Here is an 18,539-nt window from a genome sequence, read left to right as displayed (position 1 = left end):
AATCGCATCAGTTCACACAGTCGCGATGCGCATCGCTGCGCAGCACCCGGCGCGCGAAATACCCGAAGGTCGCCTGATCGCGCTTCGGCGTGGAAATCCAGTCGTGCGCCTCGCGGCCCAGCTCCGGCGGAATCGGCTTCACCTCGCCCGCCGCCATCGCGAGCAGCTGCAACCGGGCGGCGCGCTCGATCAGCAGCGCCAGCCCGCACGCCTCCTCGACCGTGCGCCCGGTCACGAGCTGCCCGTGATGCGCCAGCAGGATCGCGCGCCGGTCGCCGAGCGCGCCGGAGATGATCTCGCCTTCCTCGTTGCCCACGGGCACGCCGGGCCAGCGTTCAAGGAACGCGCAGTCGTCGTGGAGCGGGCACAGATCCATCTGCGCGATCACGAGCGGCACTTCGAGCATCGACAGCGCGGCCACGTGCAGCGGATGCGTATGGATGATGCAGTTCACATCAGGCCGCGCGCGATAGACCCAGGTGTGGAAGCGGTTCGCCGGATTCGGCATGCCTTCGCCCGACACCAGCTTCAGATCCTGATCCACGTGCACGAGGTTCGACGCGGTGATCTCGTCGAAGCCGAGCCCGAAGCGCTGCGTGTAATAGGTGTCGGGCGTATCCGCCCGCGCGGTGATCTGCCCGGCGAGGCCGGAGTCGTGGCCCTGTTCGAACAGGATCCGGCAGGTCAGCGCGAGTTTCTCGCGCGTGGACCACGGCAGTTCGGGGACGACGGTGCGCATCTGCTGGTGCGCGGTGTCGATCAGTTCGGTCTTGGACAGCGTCAAGGTATTGGCCATCGAAAAACTCCCGGTATCGAGGGGGAAGGCGGGCCGGCGTCGCGGATGGGTGGGCCGGATGCCGGTGCGGAGAAGCCATCCTATGAAGAATCTGGATGATTAAAAACATCCAGATTTATAATTTTTACTGGTCCAGATGAGGAGGAGGAGGGTACGGATGCTGCGCAACTGGAAGCTGCTGCTCAAGCCGGCGCGCGACGCCGACGAATCGATGCACGCGCGCATCGTGCGCGCGATTGCCGACGACATTCGCAGCGGCCGCCTGACGCCGGGCTCGGCCTTGCCCGGCAGCCGCGTGCTGGCCCAGGACCTGGGCGTGAACCGCAAGACGGTCGTGCTCGCCTACGACGAGCTGGCCGCGCTCGGCTGGATCGACACCGAACCCAAGCGCGGCAGCTTCGTGTCGTCGCGGCTGCCGTCGCGCGATACGGCGCGGCCGTGCGAGGACGCACCCGTTTTCGACGCGGGGCTCGCGAACGACGGCGTCGCGCTCGGCCGCGCGGCGATGCGCGCGACGGCCGCCGATGCGCCGCCGCGCGCGTTCGGCGACGGCACGCCGGACACGCGGCTCGTCGCGGTCGATGCGCTGTCGCGGGCGTTTCGTCATGCGCTGGCCGCGACGCGCGCGAATCCGCTCGGCTACGGCGACCCGCGCGGCGAGCCGGCATTGCGCGAGGCGATCGCCGCGATGCTGCGCGCGGAGCGCGCGCTGACGGTCACGGCGGACAATATCTGCGTGGTGCGCGGCAGCCAGATGGGCATCTTTCTCGCGGCCCGCCTGCTGGTGCGCCCCGGCGATACCGTCGCGTTCGAATCGCTCAGCTATCCGCCGGCGCGCGCGGCGTTCCTGTCGTGCGGCGCGTCGCTCGCGTCGGTCGAGCTGGACGAGCATGGCCTCGTGCCGGAATCGCTCGATGCGGTGTGCCGCAAGACGCCGGTGCGCGCCGTGTTCACGACGCCGCACCATCAGTTTCCGACCACCGTGACGCTGCCGGCCGACCGCCGCCTGAAGCTGCTCGACCTCTCGCGCCGGCATGGCTTCATGATCGTGGAGGACGATTACGATCCCGAGTTTCATTTCACGCACAACCCGGTGTTTCCGCTCGCGAGCATGGCGGCGCCCGAGCGGGTGTTCTTCATCGGCTCGCTGTCGAAGGTGCTCGCGCCGGGGCTGCGCATCGGCTTCGTGGTGGCGTCGAAGGCGGTGATCGAGCGCTGCGCCGCGCAGGTCATGCTGATCGACCGGCAAGGCAGCGCGCTGACGGAGCTGGCGTGCGCGGAGCTGATGGCGAGCGGCGAGCTGCGGCGGCACATCCGGCGCGCGCTGAAGACCTACGCGCAGCGCCGCGATCTGTGCGCGACGCTGGTCGAGCGCTGCTTCGGCGACGACGTGCGCTTCACGCTGCCGGCAGGCGGGCTCGCATTGTGGCTGCGCTTCGCCGAGCGCTTGCCGGTGCCCGCGTTCGTCGCGCGCGCGGCCGACGCGGGCATTCCGTTGCTGGCGGGGCGGCGCTTTACCGAGCGGGACGAGGACGTGCAGGCGATCCGGCTCGGGTACGGCAACCTCGATGAGCGCGAGCTGCGCGCGACGTTCCGGCGGCTGGGCTCGATCGCGCGCGCCGTGGCGGGGTGAGGCGCGGCGCGACGGACGCGGGACGGTTCAACGGCGGGTTTTCGACTGATTGAGCTGCACGGCGGCGCGGATGAGCGCTTTCAACGCCGTTTCATCGACCGCGTCGCTTTCGTGGAAATCGATCGCGCGGCGCGTGCTGCCTTCGGGGCTTGCGTTGAAAAGCCCCGCCGGATCCGGCAGCGCCGCGCCTTTCGCGAAGGTCATCTTCACGACGCGTTGGTAGGTCTCGCCGGTGCAGATCAGGCCGTCGTGCGACCAGACGGGCACGCCGCGCCACTTCCATTCCTCGACGACCTCGGGATCGGCCGCGTGGATCAGCGCCCGCAGCCGCGCCAGCAGCGCGCCGCGCCAATCGGCGAGTTCCGCGATGCGCGCGTCGATCAGCCGGGATGCGGACGACGGGTCTTGCGATGCGCTGCGCGTCATGGCTCTGTCTCCTCGTGCGTATGTGGCTCCGGCTCCGGACGACGGGCCGAGCGTCGATTATTCCACTACGGCGGCCGCCGCGCACGCCGTGCCTAGACGACGAGCCGCGAATGCCCGATGCCGCCGCCTTTCTCCACGCGGATCTGCGTGGCGATGCGCTCCTTGAGCCCGTCGACGTGGCTGATGACGCCGATCATCTTGCCGCTCGCGTTGAGCGCATCGAGCGCGTCGAGGGCGATTTCGAGCGTGTCGCCGTCGAGCGTGCCGAATCCCTCGTCGAGGAACAGGGAATCGATCGAGGTCCGGTGGCTCACGAGGTCGGACAGCGCGAGCGCGAGCGCCAGGCTGACGAGGAAGCTTTCGCCGCCCGACAGCGTGCGCGTGTCGCGCGTCACGTCGGCCTGCCAGCGGTCGACGATCTCCAGTTCCAGCTCGCCGCTCGGCTTGCGCCTGAGCAGGTAGCGCGCATGCAGGCGGTCGAGGTGACGGTTCGCGAGCATCAGCAGATGGTCGAGCGTGAGCCCCTGCGCGAACTTGCGGAACTTGTCGCCGCGCGCCGAACCGATCAGCGCGTCGAGATGTTGCCAGAGATCGGTGTCCGCGGTCTGCGCCTGGATCTGTTCGAGCAGCGCCTGCTGGCTGCGGCGCAAGGCGTCGTCGCGCGCGAGCAGGCCGCGCACGCTGCCGAGCTGTTCGTTCAAGCCCGCGGTTTCCTTGTCGAGCGCGTCGATGTGTTCGGTCAGCGTGTCGAGCGTCGCGTCGGTGCGCGCCTGCGCGCGCAGGCCGGCGAGTTTTTCCTGCGCGGCTTGCAGCAGCGCGCGCGCCGTCTGCTGTTCCCGTTCCAGTCCGTGCTTCAGTTCATGCAGGCGCTTGCGTTCGTCGGCGGGCAGCAGCGCGGCGAGGAAGGCCGCGTCGTCGGCGAAGGGGCTGGCGGCGCGTGCGGCGAGCCAGTTGGTTTCCGCCGTCGCGACCGCCGCGCGTTGTTGCGCGTGCGATGTCTCGAGTTGTGCGAGGCGGCCTTCGAGCGCGGTGACGTCGTGCGTGAGGGTGTCGATGCGCGCCGCGCAGACGGCGAGTGCTTGCGCGGGGTCGTCGCGCGCGTCGAGGGCATGCATGTCGGCCGGTTCGTCGTGCGCCACGGCCTGATCCGAACTGAACAGGTCCGCTTGCGGAGCGGACGTGTGAGTGCGCGCGCGCCAGTCGGCGAGCTGGGCGCGGGCGACCTCGCACTGGGTCTGTTGCCGCGAACGCGCTTGCGCCAGCGCTTGCAGGCGCTGCTGGGTCCGCTGCCATTCCCGCCATGCGTCGTCGCGTTCGCGCAGCCAGACGTCGGGATCGTTCGGCAAGGCGTCGCGGGCGAGGTCCGCTTCGGCGAGCGAGGTCAGCAGGGCGGCCTCGTCGCGCGCGTGCGCGGCGCGCAGGTCGGCCAATTCGCGTCCAAGACCGTCCAGCCGCTCGGTCAGTGCCTGGATCGACTGCGTGTGCAGCGCATGCGCGGAGCGTGCCTGTTCGAGCGCCGCGACGTTGCCTGCCTCGGCCTTGCGTGCGCCGTTCAAGGTCTCTTCCGCCTGCTCGACGGCGTCGAGCGTGTGTTTCAGCGCGTCCGTCGCGCGTTCCGCCGCGGTTCGGCCCGTGGCGATCCGTTCGCCGTGCCGCCAGTCGTCCGGCGCGAGCGAGCCGTCCGGCGTCAGCGCGGCGCGCGAGGTGTCCCACTCCTGTTGCGCGGCGGCGAGTTCGGTCAGCAGGGCCGTTTGCTGCGCGCGCTGCTGGTCGTGCGTCGCGCGACGCGCGGACAGCGCCTCGGCGTGCGCGCGGACGTGTTTCTCGGATTCGAGCCGCTCGGCGGTCAGCGCCTGCAACGCGCGCTGGGTCGCCGATACGTCGAGCTTGCTGTATGCCGAGATGGCCGGGTGCTCGGTCGCGCCGCACAGCGGGCATGGCTTGCCCGATTCCAGCCGGTCGCGATGCTCGGCGAGGCTGCGAATCACTTGCTCCTGTTCGAGCAGGGTCTGTTTGTCCGTCACCTGCGTGCTCAGTCGATCGAGCGCCGCTTGCCGCTCCGTCAGTTGCCCCGCATGCACGGCGATCTCCGCCTCGCTCGCGGCCAGGCGCGACGCCAGCGCGTCGCGATCGGCTGCGCGGGCACGTTGCCGCGCGGCCAGCGCGTCGAGCTTCTGCCATGTGCCGCAAGCAAGCTGCGCGGCTTGCCAGTGCTGTCGCAAGCCGATCAGCGTGCGGCCGGCGAGGCGCTGCTCCTGCGCGGCGTGCAAGTCCCGCACGCGCGCATCGGATGCGGCGCGCGCCTGCTCGGCCTGCTGTAGTCGTGTCTGGTGCTGAGCGAGCGCGTCGTGCGCCGCCGTGCGTTTGCGTTCCAGCTCGGCCCGGGTGTTCGCGCGCGCGTCGAGATCGGCGCCGCGCGCCGCGCGCTGCGCGAACTGCTGCCGCCAGGCGCCGATCCGTTCGCCGAGCGTCGCGCGCTGCGCGTGCGTCGCGCACCATGCATCGAGTTCGCGCTGTTCGGCGTCGAGCGCCTGCAACTGCGTTTGCGCGAGCCGGTCGACGCGTTCCGCGAGGTTGACCGCCGTCACATGCGCGCGGCGCAGCGCGGCCGCTTGCGTATCCCGTTCCTGCCGACGGACGGCAAGTTCGCTGTCCGTGTGCCGGAACGCGGCGTCGGCCTGACGGAGCGCCTCGTGGCCGGGTCGCAGCGCTTCGGCGGGATCGCTGGCCGCCAACGTCGCGAGCGCGCCGGCCGATGCGCCGAGCGCCGCGTCCGCTTGCGTCACGCGCGTCTGCGCCGTGTCGGCGGCGGCGCCGGTTTGCGTCAGGTCGAGACGCCATTGCCGATGCTCGCGCAAGGTCGTCGTCTGCCCGGCGAGCGTGGCGAGCTGCTGCGCGACCGTGCCGAGCGCCTGCTGCATCGCGTCGCGCTGCTCGGGCGCGAGCAGATCCATGCCGTCGGCCTGCGCGCGCAGGTGTTTCAGTTTTTCGCGCGCCGCGCCGGTTTGTTCGTAGACGCGCCGCGAAATCTCGCCATAGATTTCGGTGCCCGTCAGTTCTTCGAGCAACTCCGCGCGATCGTTCGCGGTCGCGTTCAGGAAAGCCGCGAAGCCGCCTTGCGCCAACATCATCGAGCGCGTGAAGCGCGGGAAGTCGAGGCGCGTGATCTCCGTCACGCGCTTGAGCTTTTCGCTGACGTGGTTCGTCAGGATCGCGCCGTCGCCCGTGGCCGGATCCACGCGCGACAGCTCCACGCGCGGCGCTTGCAACGCGCCGTCCACCTTGTCGCGCGCGCGGCGCTGGCTCCAGAACGCGCGATAGACCTCGCCGTTCACCTCGAACTCCACTTCCGCGAGGCAGTCTGCCGTGTGCCGCGTCATGATGTCGTTCGCCGATTGCGAGACGGTCTTCAGGCGCGGCGTCTCGTGATAGAGCGCGAGGCAGATCGCGTCGAGCAGCGTCGACTTGCCCGCGCCGGTCGGGCCGGTGATCGCGAACAGGCCGTTGTCGGCGAATGGCGGCTGCGTGAAGTCGATGCGCCATTCGCCGCGCAACGAATTGAGATTCTTGAGACGCAGGCTGCGGATCTTCATGCCGCCCCCGCTTCGGTGTCCGCCACGATCGACCGGTAGCGTTCGGTCAGCGATGCGCGCAAGGCGTCGTCGAGGTTTTCCTGCGCGAGCCGGCGCGCGAACACGTCGTGCGGATCGAGTTCGTCGAGCGTCACGCCCGCGTCGGCGTCGAGCCGCGCGGCCGCACTGCCGCGTTCGCGGCGGATGCGCAGCACCTCCAGCGGCTGCCCGTCGGCCAACGCCTGGATCCGCGCGGGAAGATCGGACAGGTAGTCGTCGTCCGCCACCGTGATTTCGACCCAGGCGGGCCGCTCGGGCGTCGCCTCCCGCGCGATGCGCGGCAGCGCGTCGGCGATGGCCTTCAGGTTGCCGCGCAGCGGCACGAGGCGCTGGAACACCGGCACCGGCAGCGGTGTCGCGGAGCGGAAGCCGGTTTCATCGAGGTCGACGAGCAGAACTTCCTTTTGTTGCGCGGCTTCGTCGAAGCTGAGCGCGATCGGCGAGCCACTGTAGCGCAGGTGTTCATGTCCGCCCACCTTTTGCGGACGATGGATGTGGCCGAGCGCGAGATAGTCGACGGGCGGGAAGGCCGCGGTCGGGAACGCGTCGAGGGTGCCGACGTAGATGTCGCGCACCGATTCGGTCGCGCTCGCGCCCACCGTCGTCAGGTGGCCGGTGGCGATCAGCGGCAGCCTGCGGCCGGTTTCGCGCGAGAGCGTGTCGCGCAGCGTTTGCGCGGCATCGAAGGTGGCCTGATAGTAGCCCTGGATCGCGCGCAGCAACTGTTGCTGCTTGTCGGCGGCGCTCTGGCCGAATGCGCTGTGCATGACGTCGCGCGCGCGGATGAACGGAATCGCGCAGACCACGCAGCCGGGTTCGCCCTGCCGGCCCGCGCCGCGTCGCGGCAGGACGCGGACTTGCGCCTCGGGCGCCTCGGCCGACGGCACGACGCTGGCCGACAGGCATTCGAGCAGCGCGCTGCTTTCGCGCAGCGTGGCGACGGAATCGTGGTTGCCGCCGAGCAGCAGCAGCGCGACGCCCGCTTCGTGCAGGCGCACGACGAGCCGGCTGTATAGCTCGCGCGCATAGCTCGGAGGCGTGCCGGTGTCGAAGATGTCGCCGGCGACGATGACCGCGTCGACCGCGTGCGTCTCGACCTGGGCCAGCAGCCAGTCGATCAGCGCCTGATGTTCCGCCTGGCGGCTCTTGCCCATGAAGTTCTGGCCCAGGTGCCAGTCGGAGGTGTGGAGGAGGCGCATGGTGGGAGGGGAATGAATATCGGTTGGGCGAATGGTAACGGATCGGCGCAGTGGGCGAGGGACGGCGTGCGGCGGACGCGTCGCGTGCGCCGAGGCGGGTCGCCGCTCCGATATCGCGCCGGGACTCGACGGCGTCGGTCCGACGGCTGCATCGAGGCGTCGAATGCAGGAAGCAAGGCCGTATCCGGAGCCGAAGGCTTTCTCATTGCCGACAAATCCGATCGCGCCCATTTCAATCCGCATTGCCCCGACGGCGGAGGACATGCGGCCCGGCCATCCCACCTATGGCCGCGACGAATTCGATCCGTGCATCGATGTCGATTTCTCCTGGGATGAGTCGAAAGACCACGCATATCGAGATCGCGGTGCGCGGCCGGAATCGCCTGGCTTGCCGGGGTCCGGTGCCGGAGCGGCTGCGGTCTCCTGGCGGCGTTCGGACGACGCCATTCGCCACCCGCGCGACCGATCACGACGGCGCGACGCGTATCGGCCGGGGTTCGTCATCGAACGCGCAAGGAGAGATCAGATGCGCATCGGCATGCCTGTTTACGACGACGTCGACATGCTCGACGTGACGGGCCCTTGCGAAATGTTCGGCTGGGGCGGGATCGAAATCGCCATCCTGGCCGAACGGACGGGTTTGCGGCGCTTTCGCAACGGCTTCGGTTTCCAGGTGGACAAGGCGCTGTCCGATGCCCGCGACTGCGATGCGATCTGCGACGGGATGCGGTACTACGTCGACATCACGTCGCATGCCGCCCGGCTGCGCAGTGAAGCCATGCTCCGGGATCGGCAGCTCATCGTTTCGATCCGCCCGCAACGGCCGCTTCCTGTTGGCGTGAGCCTTCATGTCGGCCGGGTGTGCGTGTGCGCGGAGGCGCTCGACGGGCGAAAGGGCGCGTTGTCGCCGGACCGTGGAGGCGATCGCGAAGCACGCTGACGTCGCGCCTCGCCGGCGAGGGCGGCGGCGTGCGCCCGGCGCGCGATGCCGCCGCTCATGTCGCGTGCGCGGACCGTCCGGCTTCCGCGATCTCCTGTTCGATCAACGCCACGAGCGCGGGGCGCGCGGTGCGCTCCGTCGTCACGCCGGCCACCGCGAGCGCGAGGGGCGGCACGTAGTAGACCACCGTGCCCCAGAACCCCGCATGCGAGTAGCAGGTCATGCCGCCGATCGTTCCCACGAACACGCCAAGCCGATACGCATTCGCATCGGCGTGCGAACCGGGCCGCAGCATTTCCTCCAGCGTGCCCGCGTGCTCGAACACGCGGCCGTCGAACAGGTCGAGCGTCAGCCCGGCCAGATCCCGCGCGGACATCACGAGTCCGCCGCCGCCGTAGAGATCCATCGTCGCATTGGCGTCCGTCATGTCGACGCCGTTCAGGAATTGCCGCGCGCGCGGCTCGATCGCGGGCGGCGCGGGCTCGGCGCACTCCCACCACGTCGAGTCCAGTTGCCGCGCGTCGAGGCGCAGCGCCTGCCGCACCGCCGCCGCGAGCGAGGCGCCCGTCACGCGTTCGAGGATGTCGCCGAGCAGCACGTAGCCGGTATCGGAATAGCTGAACTGCGCACCCGGCTCGCTGCGCGGGCCGGCGGCGCTACCGAGCGACAGGCGCACCTGCTCCTCGCGCGTCCACGCATGCGACGGGTCCGTGAGCAGGGTCTCGACGAAGCGCGGATCCTCGCCGTGGTCGTACAGCCCCGCGCTGTGGCTCAACAACTGCCGCACTGTGATCGCACCGGTGCGATAGCCGCCCGCATCGAGCAAGGCGACCAACTCGGGGCTCGCCAGTGTCGCGATCGACGCATCGAGGTCGATCGCGCGCTGTTCCCACAGTTTGAGCGTCGCGGCCGCGACGAACATTTTCGTATTGCTGGCGACGCGCAGCGGCGTGTCGACGCCGAGCGGACGGCCGGTGGACGCATCCGCCGCACCGGCGGCCGCGCTCCAGTTCGCGGATGCGCGCCGGCTCGCGACGCATACCGCCATCGGCGTGCCGGCCCGGGCGAGCGCGGCTGCGATCGTGGCTTGTCTCAAACGATTTCTCCTCGGAACGGTTCAGCGATCGGCCGGCGCATGCGCGCCGGACCGCGGCGATTTCAGACGGATTCCCCGCGGGGGCGATCCGCCATCGCGCGTGTCGTGTGGTGATACGGGATAGTCGGCGATACGCCGGCCATTGCCGCGAGTCGCACCCGGCCCGGCGCATCCGGGCAAGCGGAACGGATAACCGCGGTGACGCATGCTGGACCTCGGGGGAAGGGGCGCGGCGGGCATGGTGCGATGCGTGGCGGGCGCGTGAGCATCGGCGCATGCCCACGCCGGTCCCGCCTCATGCATGGCGAAGCACGATGGTAGCGCAATCGAAAGGAAACGGTCGGGCGGCGAATCCGGATCACCCGCCGCCTTGTGGACAACTCCGCCGCAGCCGCCTCCCGCCCGCGATTGCTATTTTTCGAAAGTTCGCGTTACACCCTCGTAATACCCATTCGCTGTGCGCTCCACTAAATTGAAGGCGTCACGTGTGTGATGAGGGGGACACATGAAAGCAGCACGTTGGGTCGTACTGGGATCGGGCGCGCTGGCCGCGTGCCTGTCGATGCATGCCGCGGTGGCGGGCGTTTCGATCGGCGTGGGGATCGGCCTGCCCGCGCCCGTCTACGTCGCGCCGCCGCCCGTCTATGTCGCCCCGCCCCCGCCGGTGGTGGTCGTGCCGCTGCCGGTGGCCTATGTGCCGGCGGTCGTGCCGGTCGGCGTGCCCGTGGTCGGGGTGGGCGTCGGCATCGGCTGGCACGGCGGCCGCTACTGGGATGGCCGCCGCTGGTGGGGCCGCCAGGAGTGGGCGTCGCACCGTCGCTGGTAAGCAGGGACTGAATCGCGCCGAAGGCGGCGCGGCCATTGCGCAGCGCCGACGCCGCCCCACGCGTTCCGGGCGGCGTTCCGTTCCTCGGCCGCCAGGCGCGCCGCGCCCGCCGTCGCGCCGCGTTGCATCGGCCCCGCTGCGCGCCGGTTCGCGGTGACCCCCAGCCCGTGCGACGGCGCGCCCCGATCGAGCGCGCCGTCTACAATTCAAGCGATCGACGCCGTGAACCGAAGACGCGGGAGACGGATATGAACGAGACGAATGCAGCGCCCCCGCCTCCCTCACGGCGCCATTGGCGCCGTTGGCTTGCCCTCGGCGTGCTGGCCGCGCTGATCGCGCTGATCGTGTTCCACCTGCTGCATCGCGCGCAGCCCGCGCGCCGGCCGACCGCCCAGGTGGTGAGCGTGGCGACCGCGTCGTCGGGCGACATGCCGGTGGCGCTCAACGAGCTGGGCACGGTCACGCCGGTCGCGACGGTGACCGTGCTGCCGCAGCTGAGCGGCTATCTGACCGAGGTCGGCTATCACGAGGGCGAGGAGGTCGCGAAGGGGCAGTTCCTCGCGCAGATCGATCCGCGCCAGTACCAGATCAGCAAGCAGCAGGCGCAGGCCCAGCTCGCGAAGGACCAGGCGAGCCTCGCGCAGGCGCGCGCCGATCTCGCGCGCTACGCGCAGCTCGCGGAACACAAGTCGATCGCCGAGCAGACCTACCAGGACCAGCAGTTCACGGTGCGGCAGGACGAGGCCGCGGTACAGGCCGATCGGGCCAGCATCGCGCAATACGATCTCGATCTCGCCTACTGCCACATCACCGCGCCCGTGGCGGGCCGGGTGGGCCTGCGGCTCGTCGATCCGGGCAACTACGTGACCGCGTCGAGCACGACCGGCATTGTCGTGATCACGCAGATGAAGCCGATGACGGTGCAGTTCACGGTGCCCCAGAACGAACTGTCGGCGGTGTTGCAGCGTGTCGGCGCGGGGGCGAAGCTGCCCGTCGCCGCGTTCAGCAGCGACGGCGACCGCCCGCTCGCCACCGGCACGCTGTATGCGATCAGTAATCAGATGGCCACCGCGACGGGCACGGTCACGCTGCGCGCGTCCTTCGCCAACGAAGACGAGGCGCTGTTCCCGAACGAGTTCGTCAACGTGCGGCTGGAAGTCGACACCCTGCACGACGCGGTGCTGGTGCCGACCGCCGCGGTGCAGAGCGGCGCGCCGGGCAATTACGTGTATCTCGTCAATCCGAACCGGACGGTGTCGGTGCACAAGATCACGCTCGGGCCGAGCGACGGCCGCTACACCGCGATCACGGCCGGGCTGGCCGCCGGGCAGCGCGTCGTCACGGACGGCGTCGACCGCCTGAGCGACGGCGCGTCGATCCAGATCGCCGCGCGCCCCGCCGGCGGCGGCGCGCCGGCCTCGGGCGCGGCCTCGGCGTCCGGCGCGGCGCACGCGTCTCACCCGGCCCGCGCGTCCCGGCCGGCCGCCGCGGGCGCGGCCTGACGGCCCGGGGCGCGCTCGGCGATGAATATCTCGCGCCTTTTCATCCTGCGGCCGGTCGCGACGCTGCTCCTGACGATCGCGATCGTGCTGGTCGGGGTGGTCGCGGTGCGGTTCCTGCCCGTATCGTCGCTGCCCGACGTCGACTATCCGACGATCCAGGTGCAGACCTTCTATCCGGGCGCGAGCCCCGACGTGATGGCCACCACCGTCACCGCGCCGCTCGAGGTGCAGCTGGGCGAGATCCCGGGCCTGCAGCAGATGATCTCGTACAGCTCGGAAGGCGCGTCGGTGATCACGCTCCAGTTCGATCTCGCGGTGAGCCTCGACGTCGCCGAGCAGAACGTGCAGCAGGCGATCAACGCGGCCAACAGCTACCTGCCGACCGGCCTGCCCGCGCCGCCGACCTACGCGAAGGTGAACCCCGCCGACCAGCCGATCCTGACGCTCGCCGTGACCTCGACCTCGATGTCGCTCACGCAGTTGCAGGACGTGGCGAACAACCGGCTCGGCACCAAGATCTCGGAGGTGCCGGGCGTCGGGCTCGTCACCACGGCGGGCGGCCACGTGCCGGCGGTGCGGGTCGAGGCGGACCCGCGCAAGCTGGCGGCATACGGCCTGAACCTCGACGACCTGCGCACCCTGCTCGCCAACGTGAACGTGAGCCAGCCGAAGGGCAATTTCGACGGCCCCGATCTCGACTACACGATCAACTCGAACGACCAGATCACCGATCCGAAGGATTACCTCGACACCGTGATCGCCTACCAGAACGGCGCGTCGGTGTTCCTGCGCGACGTCGCGCGCGTGTCGCAGGCGCCGCAGGACGTCGAGCGCGGCGCGTGGCTGAACCGCACGCCGGCGATCGTGCTGAACGTGCAGCGCCAGCCCGGCGCGAACGTGATCGCGACGGTCGACCAGATCAAGCGGCAATTGCCGATGCTGGAGGCGACGCTGCCCGCCGGCATGGACGTGCGGATCGTCAGCGACAGCACGGGCATCATCCGCGCCTCGGTGTCCGACGCGGCGACCGAGCTGGTGCTCGCGGTGGTGCTGGTCGTGATGGTGATCTTCGTGTTCCTGCGCAACGTGCCGGCGACGCTGATCCCGAGCATCGCGGTGCCGGTCTCGCTGATCGGCACGGTCGCGATGATGTACGAGCTGCATTACTCGATCGACAACCTGTCGCTGATGGCGCTCATCATCGCGACGGGCTTCGTGGTCGACGATTCGATCGTGATGATCGAGAACATCGTGCGCTACCTGGAGGAGGGCATGCGGCCGCTCGACGCGGCGCTCAAGGGCGCGGGACAGATCGGCTTCACGATCCTGTCGCTGACGGTGTCGCTGATCGCCGTGCTGATCCCGCTGTTGTTCATGGGCGGCGTGATCGGCCGGCTGTTCAGCGAATTCGCGGTGACGCTCGCGGTGACGATCGTGATCTCGGCCGTGGTGTCGCTGACCGTCGTGCCGATGCTGTGCGCGCGGATGCTGCGCGCGCAGGCGGAATCGCATCCGAGCCGCTTCGAGCGCTTCAGCGAGCGGATCTTCGAGCGCACGCTGCATGCGTACGAGCGCGGGCTGCGCTGGGTGTTGCAGCACCAGACGCTCACGCTCGTGGTCGCGCTCGCGACGCTGGTGCTGACGATCCTGCTGTACGTGGTGATCCCGAAGGGCTTGTTCCCGGTGCAGGACGTCGGGGTGATCCAGGGCATCAGCGTGGCCGACACGTCGGTGTCGTACGGCGCGATGGTGGACCGCCAGGCGCAGCTCGCCGACGCGCTGCTGAAGGACCAGGACGTTACGTCGCTGACCTCGTACGTGGGCATCGACGGCGTCAACGCGACGCTGAACAACGGCCGCTTCCTGATCAACCTGCGCGCGCACGACGATCGGCCGGCGAGCGCGGAGACGATCGCGCGGCGGCTCCAGCAGGCGGCGGCCGGCGTGCCCGGGGTGCGGCTCTACCTGCAGCCGGTGCAGGACCTGACGCTCGACACGACGATCTCGCCGAACCAGTACCGCTTCGTGCTGCGCGGGCCGACGCAGCAGGTGTTGCAGCAAGTGGTGCCGGCGCTCGTCGCGAAGCTCAAGCAGATTCCGTCGATCGTCGACGTGCAGAGCGATCTCGACGTCGACGGCCTGGGCGTGCAGGTCGAGGTGAACCGGCAGGCGGCGGCGCGCTTCGGCATCACGCCCGCGACCATCGACAACGCGCTGTACGACGCGCTCGGCCAGCGCATCGTGTCGACCATCTTCGAGCAGGCGAACCAATACCGCGTGATCCTGGTCGCGAAGCCCGAGACGATGCCGAACATCGCCGCGCTCGGCGACCTGTACCTGCCGAGCCAGACCGGCAGCAGCGGGCAGGTGCCGCTGCGCCAGATCGCGACGATCCGGCTCACCCGCACGCCGCTCGCGATCAGCCATCTCGCGCAGTTCCCGGCGGTCACGGTGTCGTTCAATCTCGCGAACGGCGCGTCGCTGAGCACGGCGGTCAAGGACGTGCGCCGCGTCGAGCAGGAGGTCGCGCTGCCGCCGTCGATCCAGTCGTCGTTCCAGGGCGCGGCGGCGGCGTTCGAGGATTCGCTGTCGAGCGAGGTCTACTTGCTGGTCGCCGCGCTCGTCGCGGTCTACATCGTGCTCGGCGTGCTGTACGAGAGCTTCATCCATCCGGTCACGATCCTGTCGACGCTGCCCTCGGCCGGGATCGGTGCATTGCTCGCGCTGATGATCGCGGGCGCGGATCTCGACGTGATCGGCATCATCGGCATCGTGCTGCTGATCGGCATCGTCAAGAAGAACGCGATCATGATCGTCGACTTCGCGCTCGAAGCGGAGCGCGAGCACGGCAAGGCGCCCGCCGACGCGATCTTCGAGGCCTCGCTGCTGCGCTTCCGGCCGATCCTGATGACCACTTTCGCGGCGATGCTGGGCGCGCTGCCGATGCTGGTCGGCTCCGGCACCGGCTCGGAGCTGCGGCGTCCGCTCGGGCTCGCGATCATCGGCGGGCTGACCCTGAGCCAGATCCTGACGCTGTTCACGACGCCCGTGATCTACCTGCTGTTCGACCGGATCGCCGAACGCGTCCGGCGGCGGCGCGCGCGCGCGGGCGGCGGTGACGGCGGCATCGTGCCCGACGCGCCGGGCGACGGGAGCGGCGCGTGAACCCGTCCGCGCTGTTCGTCCGGCGTCCGGTCGCGACCACGCTGCTCGCGATCGCGATCCTGCTGGCGGGCGCGCTCGCCTACTTCCGGATGCCGGTCGCGCCGCTGCCGAACGTCGCCTTCCCGGTGATCGTCGTGCAGGCGACGATGGCGGGCGCGAGCCCGGACATCATGGCGGCGACGGTGGCCGAGCCGCTCGAACGACGGCTCGGCACGATCGCCGACGTGTCGGAGTTGACCTCGATCAGCACGGTCGGCTCGTCGCTGATCGTGATCGTGTTCGGCCTGGATCGCGACATCAACGGCGCGGCGCGCGACGTCGAGGCCGCGATCCAGGCCGCGCGCGCCGACCTGCCGACCACGCTGCGCGCGAACCCGAGCTACCGGCAGTACAACCCGGCCGATGCGCCAGTGATGGTGCTCGCGCTGACCTCGGACACGCTGACGAAGGCGCAGTTGTACGACTCCGCCGATTCGGTGATCCAGCAGCAGCTGTCGCAGATCCAGGGGGTGGGGCAGATCACGCTGGGCGGCGGCGCGCTGCCCTCGGTGCGGGTCGAGTTGAACCCCGGCAAGGTCAACAGCTACGGCATCGGGCTGGAGGACGTGCGCGCCGCGCTCAGCGCGGCCAATGCGAACAGCCCGAAAGGGCATCTCGACCAGGGCGGCCATCGCTACGAGATCCTGTCGAACGACCAGATCGGCAAGGCCGCGCCGTATCGCGACCTGGTGGTCGCCTATCGCAACGGCGCGGCGGTGCAGCTGCGCGACCTCGCGGACGTGCGCGACTCGAACGAGAACATCCGCAACGCGGGGCTCTACAACGGCAAGTCGGCGGTGCTCGTGATCGTGTTTCCCGAACCGGGCAGCAACGTGGTGCAGACGGTGCAGCAGATCCGCGCGCGGCTGCCCCTGATCGAGGCCGCGCTGCCCAGCTCGATCCGCATCGGAATCGCGCTCGATCATTCTCAGTCGATCAACGCGTCGGTCGGCGACACCGAGCGCACCCTCGGGCTCGCGGTGCTGCTCGTCATCGGCGTGGTGTTCGTGTTCCTGCTGTCGCCGCGCGCGACGCTGATCCCGGCCGTGGCGCTGCCCTTGTCGATCATCGGCACCTTCGGGCCGATGTACCTGCTCGGCTACAGCATCGACAACCTGTCGCTGATGGCGCTCACGATCGGCACCGGCTTCGTGGTCGACGACGCGGTGGTGGTGCTCGAGAACATCATGCGCTACATCGAGGCCGGGCTCGCGCCGCGCGAGGCGGCGCTGCGCGGCAGCGCCGAGGTGGCGTTCACGGTGGTGTCGATGAGCCTGTCGCTGATCGCGGTGTTCCTGCCGATCCTGCTGATGCCGGGCATCGTCGGGCTGCTGTTCCACGAGTTCGCGGTCACGCTGTCGATCGCGATCCTGCTGTCGATGGTGGTGTCGCTGACCGTCACGCCGACCATGTGCGCCTACGTGCTGACCCGTCGCGCCGCGGATGCGCCGCCCGCGCGCGGCACGCGCTGGATCGCCGCGCTGCTCGAGCGCACGCGCGAGGGTTATGCACGCTCGCTCGAAGCCGTGCTCGATCACACGCGGCTGGTCGGCGTCGTGATGATCGCGCTGCTGATCGGCAACGTGCTGCTGTTCCGGCTGCTGCCCGGCACGTTCTTTCCCGAGCAGGACAACGGCGCGCTGATCGGTCAGATCATCGCCGACCAGAGCATCTCGTTCTCGGCGATGCAGCAGAAGCTCGCGCAGTTGCAGTCGATCGTGCAGAAGGATCCGGCCGTCGCGGCGGTCGCGGGCTTCACGGGCGGCCGCGCGCTGAACACCGCGAACGTGTTCGTGGCGTTGAAGCCGCTCGCGCGGCGCCATGCGTCGGCGACCGAGGTCGTGAACCGCCTGCGGCCGAAGCTCGCGGCGGTGTCGGGCGCGCAGTTGTTCCTGCAGGCGCAGCAGGACCTGCGCATCGGCGGCCGGCAGTCGGCGGCGGAATACCAGTACACGCTGACGAGCGACGATCCGCGGGCGCTGTACACGTGGACGCCGCGCCTCGTCGCCGCGCTCGGCAAGTATCGCGGCCAGCTGACCGACGTGAACTCCGACCTGCAGCAGAACGGCCTGCAGACGATGGTGACGATCGATCGCGCCACCGCGATGCGCTACGGCCTGCAGCCGAACCAGATCGACAGCGTGCTGTACGACGCGTTCGGCCAGCGCACCGTATCGACGATCTACAACCCGCTCAACCAGTATTTCGTCGTGATGGAGGTCGCGCCGCAGTACTGGCAGTACCCGCAGTCTCTGCAGCGGATCTTCGCGAGCACGGCGGCCGGCAACGCGGCCGGCACCGCGCAGACGCAGTATTCGTCGGCGATCGTGCCCGCGGCGGGCGCGCTGCCCGCGACCGGCGCGACCGTCGGCGCCACCGTGACGAGCGGCGGCGCGGGCGGCAACGCGCAGAACGCGAACGCGGAAGCCAATGCGACCACCAACAGCATCTCCAACAGCAAGGGCGGCAGCTCGACGGGCAGCGCGGACAGCACGGCGGCCGAGACGATGGTGCCGCTGCCGGCCTTCGCGACCTTCGAGAACAGCCATACCGCGACCCAGGTCAATCACCAGAGCGGGCTGGTCGCCGGCACCATTTCATTCAACCTGCCGGCGAACGGCTCGCTGAGCAGCGCGGGCGAGGCGATCGCGCACGCCGAACAGGACATCGGCATGCCGGCGTCGGTGCACGGCGCGTTCGCGGGCGCGGCGCAGGCGTTCGCGGGGTCGATGAACACCGTGCCGCTCCTGATCCTCGCGGCGCTCGTGGTCGTCTATCTCGTGCTCGGCGTGCTGTACGAGAACACGATCCATCCGCTGACGATTCTGTCGACGCTGCCGTCCGCCGGCATCGGCGCGACGCTTGCGCTGCTCGTGTTCGGCGTGCCGTTCTCGGTGATCTCGATGATCGGCTTCATCCTGCTGATCGGCATCGTGAAGAAGAACGGGATCATGATGGTCGACGTCGCGATCCAGTTGCAGCGCGACGAGGGCGCGGACGCGCGCCGCGCGATCCACGAGGCGGCCGTGAGGCGCCTGCGGCCGATCATGATGACGACGGCCGCCGCCGTGCTCGGCGCGCTGCCGCTCGCGCTCGCGATCGGGCAGGGCGCGTCGCTGCGCCAGCCGCTCGGCGCGACGGTGATGGGCGGGCTGCTGATCAGCCAGATGTTCACGCTGTACACGACGCCCGTGATCTATCTGTATCTCGACCGGCTGCGCGCGCGTCTCGCCGGCTGGTCGGCGCGGCAGCCGTGGAAACGGCGGCCCGAGACGAGGTCCTGAA

The 18,539-nt window shown here is 69.8% G+C and carries 11 protein-coding genes; 6 read left to right on the top strand and 5 right to left on the bottom strand.

The genetic code is table 11. The features are described from left to right. Positions 1–7 precede the first annotated feature (7 nt). Positions 8–796: an aldolase gene (locus AC1RQF_RS19265; protein ID WP_492872721.1), complete on the bottom strand. Its 789-nt coding sequence runs from the start codon at positions 794–796 to the stop codon at positions 8–10. 157 nt (positions 797–953) lie between these two features. On the opposite strand from AC1RQF_RS19265, the gene pdxR reads away from it, so the two are divergent. Beyond that, positions 954–2,429, top strand: a complete 1,476-nt coding sequence (gene pdxR / locus AC1RQF_RS19260; RefSeq protein WP_492872720.1) for a MocR-like pyridoxine biosynthesis transcription factor PdxR — start codon at positions 954–956, stop codon at positions 2,427–2,429. A gap of 27 nt (positions 2,430–2,456) precedes the next feature. Here the strand turns inward: pdxR and AC1RQF_RS19255 are convergent, their stop codons facing one another. The 3 genes from AC1RQF_RS19255 to sbcD form a co-directional block, all read right to left on the bottom strand. Further along, on the bottom strand, positions 2,457–2,855 hold the full coding sequence (locus AC1RQF_RS19255) for a DUF1801 domain-containing protein (RefSeq protein WP_273996977.1): 399 nt from the start codon (positions 2,853–2,855) through the stop codon (positions 2,457–2,459). 92 nt (positions 2,856–2,947) lie between these two features. Continuing rightward, positions 2,948–6,448 carry an AAA family ATPase gene (locus AC1RQF_RS19250; RefSeq protein WP_492872719.1) on the bottom strand — a complete coding sequence of 1,167 codons (3,501 nt, stop codon included), beginning with the start codon at positions 6,446–6,448 and terminating at the stop codon, positions 2,948–2,950. After that, positions 6,445–7,686 (bottom strand): exonuclease subunit SbcD, encoded by a 1,242-nt coding sequence (gene sbcD / locus AC1RQF_RS19245; RefSeq protein WP_492872718.1) that lies wholly within the window; start codon positions 7,684–7,686, stop codon positions 6,445–6,447. Before sbcD ends, AC1RQF_RS19250 begins: the two co-directional genes overlap by 4 nt. 163 nt (positions 7,687–7,849) lie before the next feature. Here sbcD and AC1RQF_RS19240 point away from each other — a divergent pair, with 163 nt between their 5' ends. Continuing rightward, positions 7,850–8,626, top strand: coding sequence for a DUF7868 domain-containing protein (locus tag AC1RQF_RS19240; protein ID WP_492872717.1), 777 nt, complete (start codon positions 7,850–7,852; stop codon positions 8,624–8,626). 55 nt (positions 8,627–8,681) lie between these two features. Here AC1RQF_RS19240 and AC1RQF_RS19235 read toward each other — a convergent pair whose 3' ends face one another. Next, positions 8,682–9,722 (bottom strand): serine hydrolase domain-containing protein, encoded by a 1,041-nt coding sequence (locus AC1RQF_RS19235; RefSeq protein ID WP_492872716.1) that lies wholly within the window; start codon positions 9,720–9,722, stop codon positions 8,682–8,684. Between the two features lie 505 nt (positions 9,723–10,227). On the opposite strand from AC1RQF_RS19235, the gene AC1RQF_RS19230 reads away from it, so the two are divergent. From AC1RQF_RS19230 to AC1RQF_RS19215, 4 genes are all read left to right on the top strand, one after another. After that, positions 10,228–10,548, top strand: coding sequence for a hypothetical protein (locus AC1RQF_RS19230; protein ID WP_492872715.1), 321 nt, complete (start codon positions 10,228–10,230; stop codon positions 10,546–10,548). A 248-nt stretch (positions 10,549–10,796) separates the two neighbouring features. Further along, a complete protein-coding gene (locus AC1RQF_RS19225; protein ID WP_492872714.1) occupies positions 10,797–12,050 on the top strand; it encodes an efflux RND transporter periplasmic adaptor subunit in 1,254 nt (417 codons plus the stop codon). A 21-nt stretch (positions 12,051–12,071) separates the two neighbouring features. Beyond that, the gene (locus AC1RQF_RS19220; RefSeq protein WP_273996970.1) at positions 12,072–15,215 is read left to right on the top strand and encodes an efflux RND transporter permease subunit; all 3,144 of its coding nucleotides are present in this window, start codon (positions 12,072–12,074) and stop codon (positions 15,213–15,215) included. After that, positions 15,212–18,538: an efflux RND transporter permease subunit gene (locus AC1RQF_RS19215; protein ID WP_273996969.1), complete on the top strand. Its 3,327-nt coding sequence runs from the start codon at positions 15,212–15,214 to the stop codon at positions 18,536–18,538. Before AC1RQF_RS19220 ends, AC1RQF_RS19215 begins: the two co-directional genes overlap by 4 nt. Position 18,539 lies beyond the last annotated feature (1 nt).

It is taken from the genome of Burkholderia sp. GW821-FHT14F03, assembly GCF_058803765.1.
The sequence above is the reverse complement of the archived record's forward strand: the minus strand, read 5'-3'. Positions and strand labels throughout refer to the sequence as shown.